Source organism: Klebsiella sp. M041 (assembly GCF_059759695.1).
Genome location: NZ_JCAXWU010000005.1, coordinates 318,725 through 332,975, shown reverse-complemented (window position 1 = coordinate 332,975; position 14,251 = coordinate 318,725). Strand labels below are relative to the sequence as shown.

Annotated in this window: 14 protein-coding genes; 8 read left to right on the top strand and 6 right to left on the bottom strand. The window is 61.5% G+C overall.

Features of this window, described 5'->3' with window-relative positions:
• Positions 1 to 19 precede the first annotated feature (19 nt).
• Complete coding sequence (locus AC6CWS_RS08885) at positions 20 to 1,126, bottom strand: ABC transporter substrate-binding protein (RefSeq protein ID WP_072096492.1); 1,107 nt, start codon at positions 1,124 to 1,126, stop codon at positions 20 to 22.
• Between AC6CWS_RS08885 and AC6CWS_RS08880 the strand changes: the two genes are divergently transcribed.
• Positions 1,119 to 1,262 (top strand): hypothetical protein, encoded by a 144-nt coding sequence (locus tag AC6CWS_RS08880; protein WP_032428606.1) that lies wholly within the window; start codon positions 1,119 to 1,121, stop codon positions 1,260 to 1,262. The genes AC6CWS_RS08885 and AC6CWS_RS08880 overlap by 8 nt on opposite strands.
• A 441-nt stretch (positions 1,263 to 1,703) precedes the next feature.
• On the opposite strand, the gene eutC is transcribed toward AC6CWS_RS08880, so the two are convergent.
• From eutC to eat, 3 genes are read right to left on the bottom strand one after another with little or no spacing between them, the layout of a single operon-like run.
• Positions 1,704 to 2,480, bottom strand: coding sequence for an ethanolamine ammonia-lyase subunit EutC (gene eutC / locus AC6CWS_RS08875; RefSeq protein WP_023288555.1), 777 nt, complete (start codon positions 2,478 to 2,480; stop codon positions 1,704 to 1,706).
• Positions 2,477 to 3,865, bottom strand: a complete 1,389-nt coding sequence (locus tag AC6CWS_RS08870) for an ethanolamine ammonia-lyase subunit EutB (RefSeq protein WP_023288556.1) — start codon at positions 3,863 to 3,865, stop codon at positions 2,477 to 2,479. The genes eutC and AC6CWS_RS08870 overlap by 4 nt, the downstream gene beginning before the upstream one ends.
• Before the next feature lie 9 nt (positions 3,866 to 3,874).
• Entirely contained in the window at positions 3,875 to 5,254 is a 1,380-nt protein-coding gene (gene eat / locus AC6CWS_RS08865) for an ethanolamine permease (protein ID WP_032453381.1), read from the bottom strand.
• A 62-nt stretch (positions 5,255 to 5,316) separates the two neighbouring features.
• Between eat and AC6CWS_RS08860 the strand changes: the two genes are divergently transcribed.
• The 7 genes from AC6CWS_RS08860 (at position 5,317) to tauD (ending at position 11,510) form a co-directional block, all read left to right on the top strand.
• Positions 5,317 to 5,445 (top strand): hypothetical protein, encoded by a 129-nt coding sequence (locus AC6CWS_RS08860; RefSeq protein ID WP_072199122.1) that lies wholly within the window; start codon positions 5,317 to 5,319, stop codon positions 5,443 to 5,445.
• Positions 5,446 to 5,527: 82 nt separating this feature from the next.
• The gene (gene mmuP / locus AC6CWS_RS08855) at positions 5,528 to 6,937 is read left to right on the top strand and encodes an S-methylmethionine permease (protein ID WP_065882844.1); all 1,410 of its coding nucleotides are present in this window, start codon (positions 5,528 to 5,530) and stop codon (positions 6,935 to 6,937) included.
• Complete coding sequence (gene mmuM, locus AC6CWS_RS08850; RefSeq protein WP_064157847.1) at positions 6,924 to 7,856, top strand: homocysteine S-methyltransferase; 933 nt, start codon at positions 6,924 to 6,926, stop codon at positions 7,854 to 7,856. Before mmuP ends, mmuM begins: the two co-directional genes overlap by 14 nt.
• Positions 7,857 to 8,096: 240 nt before the next feature.
• Entirely contained in the window at positions 8,097 to 9,059 is a 963-nt protein-coding gene (gene tauA, locus AC6CWS_RS08845; protein WP_065882843.1) for a taurine ABC transporter substrate-binding protein, read from the top strand.
• An 11-nt stretch (positions 9,060 to 9,070) separates the two neighbouring features.
• Positions 9,071 to 9,838, top strand: coding sequence for a taurine ABC transporter ATP-binding subunit (tauB, locus tag AC6CWS_RS08840; RefSeq protein ID WP_023288561.1), 768 nt, complete (start codon positions 9,071 to 9,073; stop codon positions 9,836 to 9,838).
• Complete coding sequence (tauC, locus tag AC6CWS_RS08835; RefSeq protein WP_032453385.1) at positions 9,835 to 10,662, top strand: taurine ABC transporter permease TauC; 828 nt, start codon at positions 9,835 to 9,837, stop codon at positions 10,660 to 10,662. The genes tauB and tauC overlap by 4 nt, the downstream gene beginning before the upstream one ends.
• Positions 10,659 to 11,510 (top strand): taurine dioxygenase, encoded by an 852-nt coding sequence (gene tauD, locus AC6CWS_RS08830; protein WP_023288563.1) that lies wholly within the window; start codon positions 10,659 to 10,661, stop codon positions 11,508 to 11,510. Before tauC ends, tauD begins: the two co-directional genes overlap by 4 nt.
• A 161-nt stretch (positions 11,511 to 11,671) precedes the next feature.
• Here tauD and olsF read toward each other — a convergent pair whose 3' ends face one another.
• Together olsF and AC6CWS_RS08820 are read right to left on the bottom strand one after the other, a co-directional pair.
• Positions 11,672 to 13,390: a bifunctional ornithine lipid synthase OlsF gene (olsF, locus tag AC6CWS_RS08825; RefSeq protein WP_065882842.1), complete on the bottom strand. Its 1,719-nt coding sequence runs from the start codon at positions 13,388 to 13,390 to the stop codon at positions 11,672 to 11,674.
• Positions 13,391 to 13,568: 178 nt separating this feature from the next.
• Positions 13,569 to 14,060, bottom strand: a complete 492-nt coding sequence (locus AC6CWS_RS08820; RefSeq protein ID WP_072013399.1) for an REP-associated tyrosine transposase — start codon at positions 14,058 to 14,060, stop codon at positions 13,569 to 13,571.
• Positions 14,061 to 14,251 lie beyond the last annotated feature (191 nt).

The window sequence follows — 14,251 nt, the reverse complement described above, 5'->3', positions numbered from 1 at the left end:
TTTGTAGCCTCGTCACAACTTAAGGGTTAACCACGGTACGAAACGCCAGCTTGCCATCTTTCACTTCGTTGATGACCGCGCTGCGAATGGCGTCGCCGTTCTGTAACGTCAGCGTGCCGGTCACGCCCTGGAAATCTTTGGTGGCGCGGATTTTTTCATTCACGCAGACCCGATCGTGGGGATCGCTGCACTGGTTCATGGCGTTGACGATGACGTTATAGGCGTCCGCCGCCATTGCGCCCCAGGTATGGGTCGGCTGCTGGTATTTGGCTTCCCAGGCTTTGATGAAGGTTTCCCCGGCCGGGGTCTGCTCTTTGGCGTTCGGCGAGTAGTAATCGGTGGTCATATAGCCGTTGACCGCGTCTTTACCCACATCGAAGAAGACCTGATCTGCGGCCAGACCGTCGCCGCCCACCACCGGTTTGTTGAGCCCCAGCTGTTTTGACTGCACGGCAATCAGCGCCCCTTCGGTGTAGTAGATCGGCATATAAATCATGTCGACATTCTTCGCCTTGACGCTCGCCAGCTGGGCTTTAAAGTCCTTGCTGCCGCCCGGGGCCTGTACCTCGATGGGAATGGTGCCGCCGTTTTTCAGGAACTGGGTGCGGAACGCTTTCGCCAGGCCGACGGAGTAATCGTTGCTACTGTCAAACACGATGGCGGCGGTTTTGGCTTTCAGATCGCGGGAGGCCAGATTGGCCCCGACCACCCCCTGGAAGCTGTCCGAGAAGCAGACCCGGCTGACGTACGGATGGTTGCGGGTGACGCGGTCGTTGGTGGCGGTGGAGGAGACCAGCGGCGTTTTGCTGTCGTCGGCGATCTTGGTCATCGCCAGGGTGTTGGAGGAGGTGACTTCCCCGATCACGGCATCCACTTTATCGCTGGAGACCAGCCGCTGCATGGCGTTGGCCGCTTCGACTTTGTCGCTTTTATCATCGATAACGATAAGCTTGATGGTATCGCCATTTTTTAACGTCGGGGTGATGGTCTGAATAATGTCCAGCCCTTTCTGCGACGGCTGACCATAGCCGCTGAGGGCGCCGCTCAGGGGTAATACCACCCCGATTTTAATTTCCGCTGCCTGCGCGCTGCTCGCGCCGGCCAGCGCGGCTACCAGCGTGGCCATTAAAGACGCTTTCCCGGAAAACGATTTCATTGGTATTTCTCCGTCGGTCGATTATTTATCTTTAACCATCAATGACTGCATAACATTGAGGAATAATTCGCCAGCGTATCTGGCGAATTATTGGCTGTTATGTTGAATAGATAACGAGATATATACCCTAAATAATTCGAGTCGCATGAAGGCGGCAAGTGAGCGAATCCCCAGGCGCTTACAGAAGTCAGTGACTGGGGGGAGAGAACGCAGCCAACGCACATGCAACTTAAAGTATGACGGGTATTTTTTAAGGCGCTGAATTACCTTACAACGTCCGTTTCGTTTTTACTCATGCAATATTCTTATTACCTGCAGGCAAGGGCATAAGGCTGGTGACAACACGGCTTTTGATACGCTGAACGTATTTTGCCGGGGGGCGACTGGCGCCTTATCCGGCCTGGAAAAAAAAGCAATATAAACCGGTTTAACGGTTTCCACAGGCTCGCGCCAGCGAAGCGCCGCCGGGCGATTTCAGCGCACCCGAATATAATATTCAGGTGCGCCAGGTAATATTAAAAATCTATTCTTCGGCTCGCGTGACTTATTATTTTAAAGGGGTCAATGGTTTTATTTTTCCATGCAGCGCCGGATTATCGCTTTCATCTTTCAGGCGCACGCCGGTAAGCCGTCGTAAAAAAGCCTGCTCCAGCAGCCAGGCCAGTTTAAAGGCGGCGGCGTCATGGCTCAGCCCTTCCGGGCGAATATTGGAGATACAGTTGCGCTCTGACTCCAGCCGCTGCCGATGGGGCTGCCAGGTGAGGTAGACGCCGAGGCTGTCCGGCGAGGAGAGGCCCGGTCGTTCGCCAATCAGGATCGCCACCGCGCGGGCTTTCAGGGTTTCGCCAATATCATCCCCCAGCGCCACCCGCGACTGATGGGCCAGCACCACCGGCGCCAGGCCGATCCCCAGCGTCTGCAGCCAGGGCAGCAGGGCGCGGATCAACGGCACCGCCTGGCGCTCTACCGCCCAGGAAGAGAGGCCGTCGCCGATCACCAGCAGCAGGTCGGCGGGGCGGACGCCGCTGGCGGCGAGGTCGGCGCGACTCTCGTCGGCGAGCTGCCGCCCGAGATCCGGGCGCCGCAGATAGGTATGACGGTCCGGCGCGGCGCTGTGCACCGTCAGGGTGTCGAGGCCGAGCGCCGCCAGCGGCGCCACCAGCTGCTGGCTGGCGAACGGCTGATGAATGGCGTCCCGCGCTCTGGCGTGGGCCAGACCAAAGTTAAGGACTTCGCGGGTCGGCAGGCTGGCGCCGCTGCGGCCCAGGGCGATCCGCGCATCGGTAAATTCACGCAGCGGGTTCCACGCGTCGGGACGGTTCATACGGGGGCTCCTTGCGGCAGAACGGACAGCAGCGGATGGCGGGCGTCGGTGAGCCGCAGCGCGCCGTGCGGATCGATAATTTGCATCTTCGCCAGCCAGTCGGCGAACTCCGGGGCATGCTTTAAGCCCAGCAGACGACGGGCGTAGAGCGCGTCATGGAACGAGGTGCTCTGGTAATTAAGCATGATATCGTCCGCCCCTGGCACGCCGATCAGGAAGGTGAGCCCGGCGGCGCACAGCAGGGTCAGCAGGGTGTCCATATCATCCTGATCCGCTTCCGCGTGGTTGGTATAGCAGACGTCGCAGCCGATCGGCAGGCCCATCAGCTTGCCGCAGAAGTGATCCTCCAGCCCGGCGCGAATAATCTGCTTGCCGTCGTAGAGATACTCCGGACCGATAAAGCCGACCACCGTATTGACCAGCAGCGGTTCAAAGTGGCGGGCGACGGCGTAGGCGCGCGCCTCGCAGGTCTGCTGGTCGACGCCGTGGTGGGCGTTGGCCGACAGGCAGCTCCCCTGGCCGGTCTCAAAATACATTACATTGTTGCCGAGGGTACCGCGACCGAGGCTGAGGGCCGCCTCGCGGGCCTCCTGCAGCATGGCAAGGTTGATGCCGAAGCCGCTGTTGGCCGCTTCGGTTCCCGCCACCGACTGAAACACCAGATCCACCGGCGCGCCGCGCTCAATCAGCTGCAGCGTATTGGTGACGTGGGTCAGAATGCAGGACTGGGTGGGAATGGCGAAGCGCTGGATAATATCGTCCAGCATCACGTTCAGCTGCGCCAGCACCGGTAAGCTGTCGCTGGCCGGGTTGATGCCGATCACCGCATCCCCGGCGCCGTACAGCAGTCCGTCGAGCATACTGGCGGCGATGCCTTTCAGGTCATCGGTGGGATGGTTGGGCTGCAGGCGCACGCTGAGGTGGCCGGGCAGGCCGATGGTGTTGCGAAAGCGCGTCACCACCTGACATTTGCTGGCGGCGAGGATCAGATCCTGATTGCGCATCAGCTTGCTTACCGCCGCCGCCATCTCCGGGGTGATAGCGCGGGCGACCCGCTGCAGCGTGGCGGTATCGGTGGCATCGTCCAGCAGCCAGTCGCGGAAATCGCCGACCGTCAGGTGACGCAGGGCGGCAAAGCCCTGCGCATCATGGGTGTCGAGGATCAGGCGGGTCACTTCGTCCTGCTCGTAGGGGATAAGCGGGTTGTCGAGAATGTCGGTCAGCGGCACCTCGGCGAGGGTCATTTTCGCCGCCATCCGCTCTTCGGCCGAGTGGGCGATAACGCCCGCCAGGGCGTCGCCGGAGCGGGCCGGCGACGCTTTCGCCATCAGCGTTTTCAGACTATCAAAGCGCCATACCTGGCCCGATAGCGTGGTTTTATACATGCCGCCTCCTCAGGAGACCGTGCGCAGTTGAGGATCCACTGGCGCCCGTTCACGGGCCGCTGCGGTTTTGCGGAACCACAGGTAGCCGCCGAGCATCATCGCCGCGAAAATCAGCGCCAGCAGCAGGTTATACCAGACCATCGCCACCAGGCAGATCACCGCCATGCCGAGGGCAAAGGCCGGCGCCAGCGGGTAGAGCGGCGCGCGGAACGGACGGATCAGCTTCGGCTCGCTACGGCGCAGTTTGAACAGCGCCGCCATGGAAGTGATATACATAACAATAGCCCCAAATACCGACATGGTGACGATGCAGGCGGTCAACGGCATGCCGCTGATGGTGATCAGCGAGTCGGAGAAGATCGCGGCGATACCCACCACGCCGCCGGCGAGGATCGCCAGATGCGGGGTGCGGGTGCGGCGATTGAGGGAGGCCAGCCCGGCGGGCAGATAGCCGGCGCGGGCGAGGGAGTAGATCTGCCGCGAGTAGCCCATAATGATGCCGTGGAAGGAGGCGACGAGGCCAAACAGCCCCAGCCACACCAGCATATGCAGCCAGCCGCTGCCGTTGCCCACCACCGTCTTCATCGCCTGAGGCAGCGGGTCGTTGATATTGGACAGCGCGCGCCAGTCGCCGACGCCGCCGGCGAAGACCATCACGCCGATCGCCAGCACCGTCAGCGTCAGAATGCCGCCGCCCAGGGCGCGCGGAATGGTGCGCTGCGGATCTTTGGCCTCTTCGGCGGCCATGGAAGCCCCCTCAATGGCGAGAAAAAACCAGATAGCGAACGGAATGGCGGCGAACATCCCCGGCAGCGCCAGGCCGCTAAAGCTTTCCGCGCCCGCCCAGCCGTTGGCGGTGAAGTGGCTCCAGGAGAAGCCGGGGGCGACCACGCCCATAAACACCAGCAGCTCGAAGATGGCCAGCAGGGTGACGATCAGCTCGAAGGTGGCGGCGATGCCGACGCCGAGGATATTGAGCGTCATAAAGATCACGTAAGCGCCGCAGGCGACCCATTTCGGATCCAGCGCCGGAAACTGCACGTTGAGGTAGGCGCCGATGGCCATGGCGATGGCCGGCGGGGCGAAGACGAATTCAATCAGGGTGGCAAAACCGGCGATAAAGCCGCCGGTGGGCCCGAAGGCGCGGTAGGCGTAGGCGAAAGGGCCGCCAGCGTGCGGGATGGCGGTGGTCAGCTCGGTAAAGCTGAAAATAAAGGCGCAGTACATGGCGGCGACCGCCAGGGCGACGACCATAAACCCCATCGTGCCCGCCTGCGACCAGCCGTAGCTCCAGCCGAAGTACTCCCCGGATATCACCAGTCCGACGGCGATCCCCCATAAACGAAAACTGCCGAGCGTTCTTTTTAAGGTGGTGGTGTGCTCTGTCATACGTGTTGCCTCGCCAGATAGAAAGGTTCTGAACGACAGGCTGCAAAGAGAGTGCCAGAACGTTGTCCGCCGCGATGAGGCGCCAGCCCGTGGCGCGCTCACCGGCGCTGCGCAAAAATGGGGCAGGCTGCACGCTGTCGGCGCGCGACCTGGTGCAGCGGCTTTGCTTTTTCCGCGGTGGCACGGTATAACACATCTTCTTTTGGATGTTTAGATGTCTATACGTTTATACGCATCATGGCCCGGGCAAGCGGGCTGGCGTGAGAAAATAAAATGCAAAGCACAACACAACAACAAGGTGGGCAACTGAAGCGCACCATGAAAACGCGCCATCTGATCATGCTGTCGCTCGGCGGCGTGATTGGCACCGGCCTGTTCTTTAATACCGGCTATATCATCTCCACCACCGGCGCGGCCGGAACGCTGCTGGCGTATCTGATTGGCGCCCTGGTGGTCTGGCTGGTGATGCAGTGCCTCGGCGAACTGTCGGTGGCGATGCCGGAGACCGGCGCCTTCCATGTTTACGCGGCGCGCTACCTTGGCCCGGCGACGGGCTATACCGTGGCGTGGCTCTACTGGCTGACGTGGACGGTGGCGCTGGGTTCGAGCTTCACCGCCGCCGGCTTCTGTATGCAGTACTGGTTCCCGCAGGTGCCGGTCTGGATCTGGTGCGTGGTGTTCTGCGCGGTGATTTTCGGTCTTAACATCATTTCGACCCGCTTCTTCGCCGAAGGCGAGTTCTGGTTCTCGCTGGTGAAAGTGATCACCATCATCGCGTTTATTGTTCTCGGCGGCGCGGCCATTTTCGGCATCATTCCGATGCAGGATGGCTCCCCGGCGCCGGGCCTGCGCAATCTCACCGCCGAAGGCTGGTTCCCGCACGGCGGCCTGCCGATCCTGATGACCATGGTGGCGGTGAACTTCGCCTTCTCCGGGACGGAGCTTATCGGCATTGCCGCCGGAGAAACGGAAAACCCGCATAAGGTCATTCCGGTCGCCATCCGCACCACCATCGCCCGGCTGATTATTTTCTTTATCGGCACCGTGTTTGTGCTGGCGGCGCTGATCCCGATGCAACAGGCGGGGGTGGAGAAAAGCCCCTTCGTGCTGGTGTTTGAAAAGGTGGGCATCCCTTACGCGGCGGATATTTTCAACTTCGTGATCCTGACGGCGATCCTCTCGGCGGCCAACTCCGGCCTGTACGCTTCCGGGCGGATGCTCTGGTCGCTGTCGAACGAGAAGACGCTGCCGGCCTGCTTTGCCAAAGTCAATAAACGGGGCGTGCCGGTGACCGCGCTGTCGGTGAGTATGCTGGGCGGCGTGCTGGCGCTGTTCTCCAGCGTGGTGGCGCCCGATACGGTGTTTGTGGCGCTGTCAGCGATCTCCGGCTTTGCGGTGGTGGCGGTGTGGTTGAGCATCTGCGCCTCGCACTTTATGTTCCGCCGCCGCCATCTGCAGCAGGGTAAGGCGCTGAGCGATCTGCAGTATCGCGCCCCCTGGTATCCGGTGGTGCCGATTCTGGGCTTTGTGCTGTGCCTGGTGGCCTGCGTGGGCCTCGCTTTTGACCCGAGCCAGAGAATTGCGCTGTGGTGCGGGATCCCCTTTGTGGCCCTGTGCTATGGTGCCTGGTATCTTACTCGTTCACGGAAAATGACTCAGGAGCCACAACATGTCGCAGACTAATCCGTTTACCGCCCTGCTTGCCGCCCAGCCTTTTGTGCTGCTGGACGGCGCCATGGCCACCGAGCTGGAGGCCCGCGGCTGCGATCTGGCTGACAGCCTGTGGTCGGCGAAAGTGCTGCTGGAGAACCCGCAGCTGATCCGCGATGTGCATCTCGACTACTTTCGCGCCGGGGCGCAGGTGGCGATCACCGCCAGCTATCAGGCCACTCCCGCCGGCTTTGCCGCGCGCGGCCTGGATGATGCGCAGTCCCGGGCGCTGATCGGCAAAAGCGTCGAGCTGGCGCGCAAAGCGCGCGAGGCGTACCTCGCCGAGAATCCTCACGCCGGCACGCTGCTGGTCGCCGGTTCGGTGGGGCCGTATGGCGCATTTCTCGCCGACGGCTCGGAGTATCGCGGCGATTATCAGCGCAGTGCGGCAGAGTTCCAGGCCTTCCACCGCCCGCGCGTCGAAGCGCTGCTGGATGCGGGCGCTGACCTGCTGGCCTGTGAAACCCTGCCGTCATTCGCCGAGATCCAGGCCCTGACAGCCCTACTGCAGGAGTATCCCCGCGCCCGCGCCTGGTACTCCTTCACGCTGCGCGATGCCGAACATCTCAGCGATGGCACGCCGCTGCGCGAGGTGATGGCCGCTCTGGCGGATAACCCGCAGGTGGTGGCGGTGGGGATCAACTGTATCGCGCTGGAAAATACGCCCGCGGCGCTGGCGCATCTGCACAGCCTGACGGCGCTGCCGCTGGTGGTCTATCCTAACTCCGGTGAGCATTATGATGCGGTGAGCAAGACCTGGCACCATCATGGCGAAGCCTGCGCCAGCCTGGCGGATTATCTGCCGCAGTGGCTGGCGGCCGGGGCGAGGCTGATCGGCGGCTGCTGCCGCACCACGCCGAAGGATATCGCTGAGCTTAACGCGAAGCGCTGAGTTTTGTGCCGGGTGGCGCTGCGCTTACCCGGCCTACACCTTGCGCGATCTGTAGGCCGGGCAAGGCGTAGCCGCCACCCGGCGCCAACCCTCTGCCGCCAACCCACCGCGCAAAATCAACTATCCTTTCCCGCTTTTGTTCTAAAAACGATTCGCTATTAGCCAGAATTTTTAATTACTTCATCTCCATCCTGATGCCGGAAATACTGCACCTATAACAACTCAGGGGAAGCAGACATTATGGCATTCACATCGCGAATTACTCTTCTGGCGGCGCTGGCCGTCGCCGCCTTCCAGGCGCAGGCGGTCAATGTGACCGTGGCGTATCAAACCTCCGCTGAGCCGGCGAAAGTCGCCCAGGCGGAAAACACCTTCGCCAAAACCAGCGGGGCGACCGTCGACTGGCGGAAATTTGACAGCGGCGCCAGCGTGGTGCGCGCCCTGGCCTCCGGCGATGTGCAGATCGGCAATATCGGCTCCAGCCCGCTGGCGGTGGCCGCCAGCCAGCAGGTGCCGATTGAAGTGTTCCTGCTCGCCTCAAAGCTCGGCAACTCCGAAGCGCTGGTGGTGAAGAAAAGCATCACCAAACCGGAAGATCTGATCGGCAAGCGCATTGCCGTGCCGTTTATCTCCACCACCCACTACAGCCTGCTGTCGGCGCTCAAACACTGGGGCATCAAGCCGGGCCAGGTGCAGATTATTAACCTGCAGCCGCCGGCGATTATCGCCGCCTGGCAGCGCGGGGATATCGACGGGGCTTACGTCTGGGCGCCAGCGGTTAACGAACTGGAAAAAGAGGGCAAGGTGCTGACCGATTCCGCGCAGGTCGGGGAGTGGGGCGCACCGACCCTCGACGTCTGGGTGGTCCGTAAGGACTTCGCCGAGCAGCATCCGGAGATCGTTAAAGCGTTTGCTAAAAGCGCCATCGACGCCCAGCAGCCCTACATCGCCAACCCGGATGAGTGGCTGAAGCAGCCGGACCACATCAGCAAGCTGGCGCGCCTGAGCGGCGTGCCGGAAGCCGATGTCCCCGGGCTGGTGAAGGGGAACACCTACCTGACCGCCGCTGAGCAGGCGCAGGCGCTGAATGGGCCGGTCAATCAGGCCATTGTCGATACCGCGCGCTTTCTGAAAGAGCAGGGCAAAGTGCCCGCGGCGGGAACCGATTATCGTCAGTACGTTACTGACCGTTTCGTGAAGTAAAGGAGGCGGCGATGCTGCAAATCTCGCATCTTTCCGCCGACTATGGCGGTAAACCGGCGCTGGCGGATATCAACCTGACGCTGGAGAGTGGGGAGCTGCTGGTGGTGCTGGGGCCTTCGGGCTGCGGTAAAACTACCCTGCTGAACCTGATTGCCGGATTCGTGCCCTATCAGCACGGCAGCATCACCCTCGAAGGTCAGCGGGTGACCGGGCCGGGCGCAGAGCGCGGCGTGGTCTTCCAGAACGAAGGCCTGCTGCCCTGGCGCAATGTGCAGGATAACGTGGCGCTGGGGCTGCAGCTGGCGGGCGTGGATAAAGCGCAGCGGCGGCAAGCGGCGGCGCAGATGCTGAAAAAGGTCGGCCTCGAAGGGGCGGAAAAGCGCTTTATCTGGCAGCTGTCCGGCGGTCAACGCCAGCGGGTGGGCATCGCCCGGGCGCTGGCGGCGAATCCGCAGCTGTTGCTGCTGGATGAGCCCTTCGGCGCGCTTGACGCCTTTACCCGCGAGCAGATGCAAACGCTGCTGCTGACGCTCTGGCATGAGACCGGCAAACAGGTGCTGCTCATCACCCATGACATTGAAGAGGCCATCTTTATGGCGACCGAGCTGGTGCTGCTGTCGCCGGGGCCGGGACGGGTGGTGGAGCGGCTGCCGCTGGATTTCAGCCGCCGCTTTGTCGCGGGCGAACCCTGCCGCAGCATCAAATCCGACCCGCGGTTTATTGAACAGCGGGAATACATTCTGAGCCGGGTGTTTGACCAACGGGAGGCTTTCTCATGAGCGTGGTACTGAACGACAAACCGCGTCAACTGACGCTGAAGTGGCGCTGGCCGCTCTCCCGTCAGCTCACCCTCAGCGTGGCGACCCTGGCGGTGTTGCTGGCCGTCTGGTGGGCGGTCGCGGCGCTGCAGCTGATTAGCCCGCTGTTTCTGCCGCCGCCGGGCCAGGTGCTGCAGAAGCTTATCACTATCGCCGGGCCGCAGGGCTTTATGGATGCGACGCTCTGGCAGCACCTGGCGGCGAGCCTGACGCGGATCGTTATCGCTCTGCTGGCGGCGGTGCTGATCGGCGTGCCGGTGGGGATCGCCATGGGGCTCAACTCAACGGTGCGCGGGATCCTCGATCCGCTGATCGAGCTTTATCGTCCGGTGCCGCCGCTGGCCTACTTACCGCTGATGGTGATCTGGTTTGGCATCGGTGAAACGTCGAAGATCCTGCTGATCTACCTGGCGATTTTCGCCCCGGTAGCGATGTCGGCGCTGGCGGGGGTAAAAAGCGCGCAGCAGGTGCGGATTCGCGCCGCCCGTTCGCTGGGCGCCAGCCGGGCGCAGGTGCTGTGGCTGGTGATCCTGCCCGGCGCGCTGCCGGAGATCCTCACCGGGCTGCGCATTGGTCTTGGCGTCGGTTGGTCAACGCTGGTGGCCGCTGAGCTGATCGCCGCCACCCGCGGGTTAGGGTTTATGGTGCAGTCCGCCGGCGAGTTTCTCGCCACCGATGTGGTGCTGGCGGGGATCGCGGTGATTGCCATTATCGCCTTTTTACTGGAACTGGGTCTGCGCGCGCTGCAGCGGCGCCTGACGCCCTGGCATGGAGAAGTACAATGAGTGAACGTCTGAGCATTACCCCGCTGGGGCCGTATATTGGCGCGCAGGTGACCGGGGCGGATTTAACCCGTCCGCTGAGCGACAACCAGTTTGAACAGCTGTATCACGCTGTGCTGCGTCATCAGGTGGTATTCCTGCGCGAGCAAAATATCACCCCGGCGCAACAGCGCGACCTGGCGCTGCGGTTTGGCGACCTGCATATTCATCCGGTCTACCCTCACGCCCCAGGCGTGGAGGAGATTATCGTCCTCGATACCCACAACGATAATCCGCCGGATAATGACAACTGGCATACCGATGTCACCTTTATCGACACGCCGCCCGCCGGCGCTATTCTGGCGGCGAAAGAGTTGCCGACGACCGGCGGGGACACCCTGTGGACCAGCGGTATCGCCGCCTGGGAGGCGCTGTCAGAGCCCTTCCGGCAGCTGCTGAGCGGCCTGCATGCGGAACACGATTTCCGTAAATCGTTCCAGGAGTATAAGTACAACCACACGGAAGCCGAGCATCGGCGCTGGCAGGAGGCGGTGGCGAAGCATCCGCCGCTGCTGCACCCGGTGGTGCGTACCCACCCGGTGACCGGCAAGCAGGCGCTGTTCGTTAACGAAGGCTTTACCACGCGGATTGTCGACGTGACCGAGAAAGAGAGCGCGGCGCTGCTGAGCTTCCTGTTTGCCCATATCACCAAACCGGAGTTTCAGGTGCGCTGGCGCTGGCAGCCGAACGATGTCGCTATCTGGGATAACCGGGTGACGCAGCATTACGCCAATGCCGACTATCTGCCGCAGCGGCGGATCATGCACCGGGCGACGATCCTTGGCGATAAGCCGTATTACCGGGCGGGGTAAGGCTTGTATCAGCCGCGAGCCGCGGGGAAAAGCGGATGCTGCATTGCCCGCTGCTTCCCGGAGGCGGCGCCTGACGCGGCTTTTCCGGGCTACCGAACCGTCGGAAACGGTGAACCGTAGCCCGGCTAAGGCGCAACGCGCCGCAAGCCGGGAAAAAGCGTTTATGCCGATTTTTGCGCACCCAGATGCTCGCCAATATAGCGCTGATAGCGATTCGCCTTCAGGTAGGTGAGATCCACCAGCACCAGACCATCCACGCAGTTATTGAAATCCGGATCGCTGCCGAAATCGATAAACTGCACTCCGCCCGGCTCGCACACTTCCGAGTACTGCTTATACAGCGGCGGGATCGCGCAGCCGAGATTGCCGAGCAGGGACTTCAGCCGGGCCAGGTCGTCGTTGTAATCCTCCCCGCCAAACTGCGCCAGCACGTCGGGCAGCGACGCCGGATAAGGGCGACGCGACTCCGCCAGCGGATGCGTCGCCGGGAACCACAGCCGGTAGAACGCCACCAGCAGATCGCGAGCGGCGGGCGGCAGCCCGCCAGAAATCGACACCGGGCCAAACAGATAGCGATAGTGCGGATAGCGCGCCAGATAAGCGCCGATGCCGGACCACAGATAGTCCAGCCCGCGTCGACCCCAGTAGCGCGGCTGGATAAAGCTGCGCCCCAGCTCAATGCCGTGCTGCAGGATGTCGTCCATCCGCCCGTCGTAGTGGAAGAGACTGGAGCTGTAGATCCCCTCGAGGCCGCGCTTTGCCAGCTGTATAGCCGTCGGCATAAAGCGGTAAGCGCCGACGATTTCCAGATCTTCTTCATCCCACAGGATCAGATGCAGATAGTCGTCGTCATACCGGTCGATATCCCGCCGTTTGCCGCTGCCTTCCCCGACCGCGCGGAAGGCGATTTCCCGCAGGCGTCCCAGCTCGCGCAGCAGCGGCGCCTCCTCCTGGCCGTTGCGCTGCCAGAGGTAAATCACTTTGCCGTCGGCGGTGCGGCCCAGGCATTCGGCCTTGTGCAGTTCGCGTTTAAGCCGCGCCCGGTCTTCCGGACGGGCGATGGCGCTTTCGGTTTTAAACCGCCCCGGCAGCCCTTTGCGCAGCTGGTCAAGGTGCTGATAGCAGCGGCCGGTAAGCTCGCGAGCGCTGGACTGGGCATCGAACCAGCTCGACCAGGGGATCTGCTGGCCGATGCGCACCGGCAGGCTGCTGTTGCGCCGGCGAAACATCTGTTGCATCAGCAGGAGCAGCGGCAGGTTGTCGGAGACCAGGGTGCTGGCGTAAAACAGGGCGCTGTTGTGGGCGTTAATCCATGCTGGCAGCAGCGGGGCGCGATATTTTGCCGCCAGCTTAATAAAGCCCGAGTGCCATTTTTTATCGCGGATGCCGCGACGGGTGAGGCGGGAGACTTCCCCCGCCGGGAAGAAGATCAGCACCCCGCCGGCCTGCAGCTGCTGGTCCATCTGCTGCAGCGCCGTTTTAGCGGTGCGGCCATGAATATTATCCACTGGGATAAACAGCGAGCTCAGGGGCTCAAGGTGGGTGAGCATGCGGTTGGTGACCACTTTGACATCGCGGCGCACGCGGGATACCGCATACAGGAGCGCCAGGCCGTCGAGGGTGCCGGTGGGGTGGTTGGCGATAATGACCAGCGGGCCATATTCGGGGATTTGTTCGAGATCGTGCGCCGGGATAGCGCAGCGGATATTGAGGTATTCCAGCACCTGTTCGACCGTATCAAGCCCCTTCAGGTGGCGGTGACGGTCGGCAAATTGTTGAAACTCTTCCTCATAAAATAGCTTTTTTAACAGTTTCTTTTGCCAGGGGGCGGGCCTCGCCTGAGGCCACAGGTCATCGAGTACGTTGTCGAGACTAAACATAGTGGCTCCTCCTCCGTCCTGCCCAGACAGTAGAAGGTAGAGATGTCGTTCAGATTACAGTTGGGTGAAGTTTCGCTCGCAGCGGGGGAGGTTTCCCGGATAGCGGCTAACGCCTCATCCGGGCTACGGTTGGCGCCGATTTGTAGCCCCGGTAAGCGTCAGCGCCACCGGGGAGAGGCTATCGGCGTTCACCGCAGCTAAGATCAAAGCTATCGCCAGCCCAATTTGGGGGATATAGCCCGCGCTGGACATCGCGATGAAAGGTTGAAAATGGCCAATCGATCACCCGGGTGACCCAGCCATGCTTAAGTGGATTGATATGGATGTAATCAACGTGTCGGCGGTAATCATCTTCATCGCGTATGGCATGCTCCCAGAAGCGCGGTTGCCAGAGGGGTTGTCGTTTTAACGTTCTGGTAAAACAGCCTTTGATATCTCTCCAGCGTGAAGAAAAATCGTCATCATTATGAGGTAGTGTCCAGATGCAATGCAGATGTTCAGGCAACACCACCCAGGCATCAATAATAAAGGGGCGATGTTGTTTAACAACGGCGACAGAGTAGCGCAATAATTCTATGTTTTCAGTTAGGTGCATGCTTCTACGGTCTTTAAGGTTAACAGTGAAGAACCAGGTTCCCCCCTTAATGTAATAACGTCGATAAGCCACCACAGGATCTCCTGGAATTCGGTATTTATGATGTGGTTTAACACGTTAGAAGGCGAAATCCGGTACGCCAAGGAGAAGGCGCAGAAGGTGGAAAGCGGCGCGCAAAGTTTTAGCTACAGATATTGGTTAGCGCCTGTCCCCGGATAGCGGCGCAAGCGCCTTATCCGGGCTACGGTGTGGTGGTCGCGATAAAT

Bases quoted from the DNA above. Each gene is read 5' to 3' on its own strand.
- AC6CWS_RS08885 (WP_072096492.1), bottom strand. From the start codon at position 1,126: ATGGCCACGCTGGTAGCCGCGCTGGCCGGCGCGAGCAGCGCGCAGGCA.
- eutC (WP_023288555.1), bottom strand. From the start codon at position 2,480: ATGAACCGTCCCGACGCGTGGAACCCGCTGCGTGAATTTACCGATGCG.
- AC6CWS_RS08870 (WP_023288556.1), bottom strand. From the start codon at position 3,865: ATGTATAAAACCACGCTATCGGGCCAGGTATGGCGCTTTGATAGTCTG.
- eat (WP_032453381.1), bottom strand. From the start codon at position 5,254: ATGACAGAGCACACCACCACCTTAAAAAGAACGCTCGGCAGTTTTCGT.
- mmuP (WP_065882844.1), top strand. From the start codon at position 5,528: ATGCAAAGCACAACACAACAACAAGGTGGGCAACTGAAGCGCACCATG.
- mmuM (WP_064157847.1), top strand. From the start codon at position 6,924: ATGTCGCAGACTAATCCGTTTACCGCCCTGCTTGCCGCCCAGCCTTTT.
- tauA (WP_065882843.1), top strand. From the start codon at position 8,097: ATGGCATTCACATCGCGAATTACTCTTCTGGCGGCGCTGGCCGTCGCC.
- tauB (WP_023288561.1), top strand. From the start codon at position 9,071: ATGCTGCAAATCTCGCATCTTTCCGCCGACTATGGCGGTAAACCGGCG.
- tauC (WP_032453385.1), top strand. From the start codon at position 9,835: ATGAGCGTGGTACTGAACGACAAACCGCGTCAACTGACGCTGAAGTGG.
- tauD (WP_023288563.1), top strand. From the start codon at position 10,659: ATGAGTGAACGTCTGAGCATTACCCCGCTGGGGCCGTATATTGGCGCG.
- olsF (WP_065882842.1), bottom strand. From the start codon at position 13,390: ATGTTTAGTCTCGACAACGTACTCGATGACCTGTGGCCTCAGGCGAGG.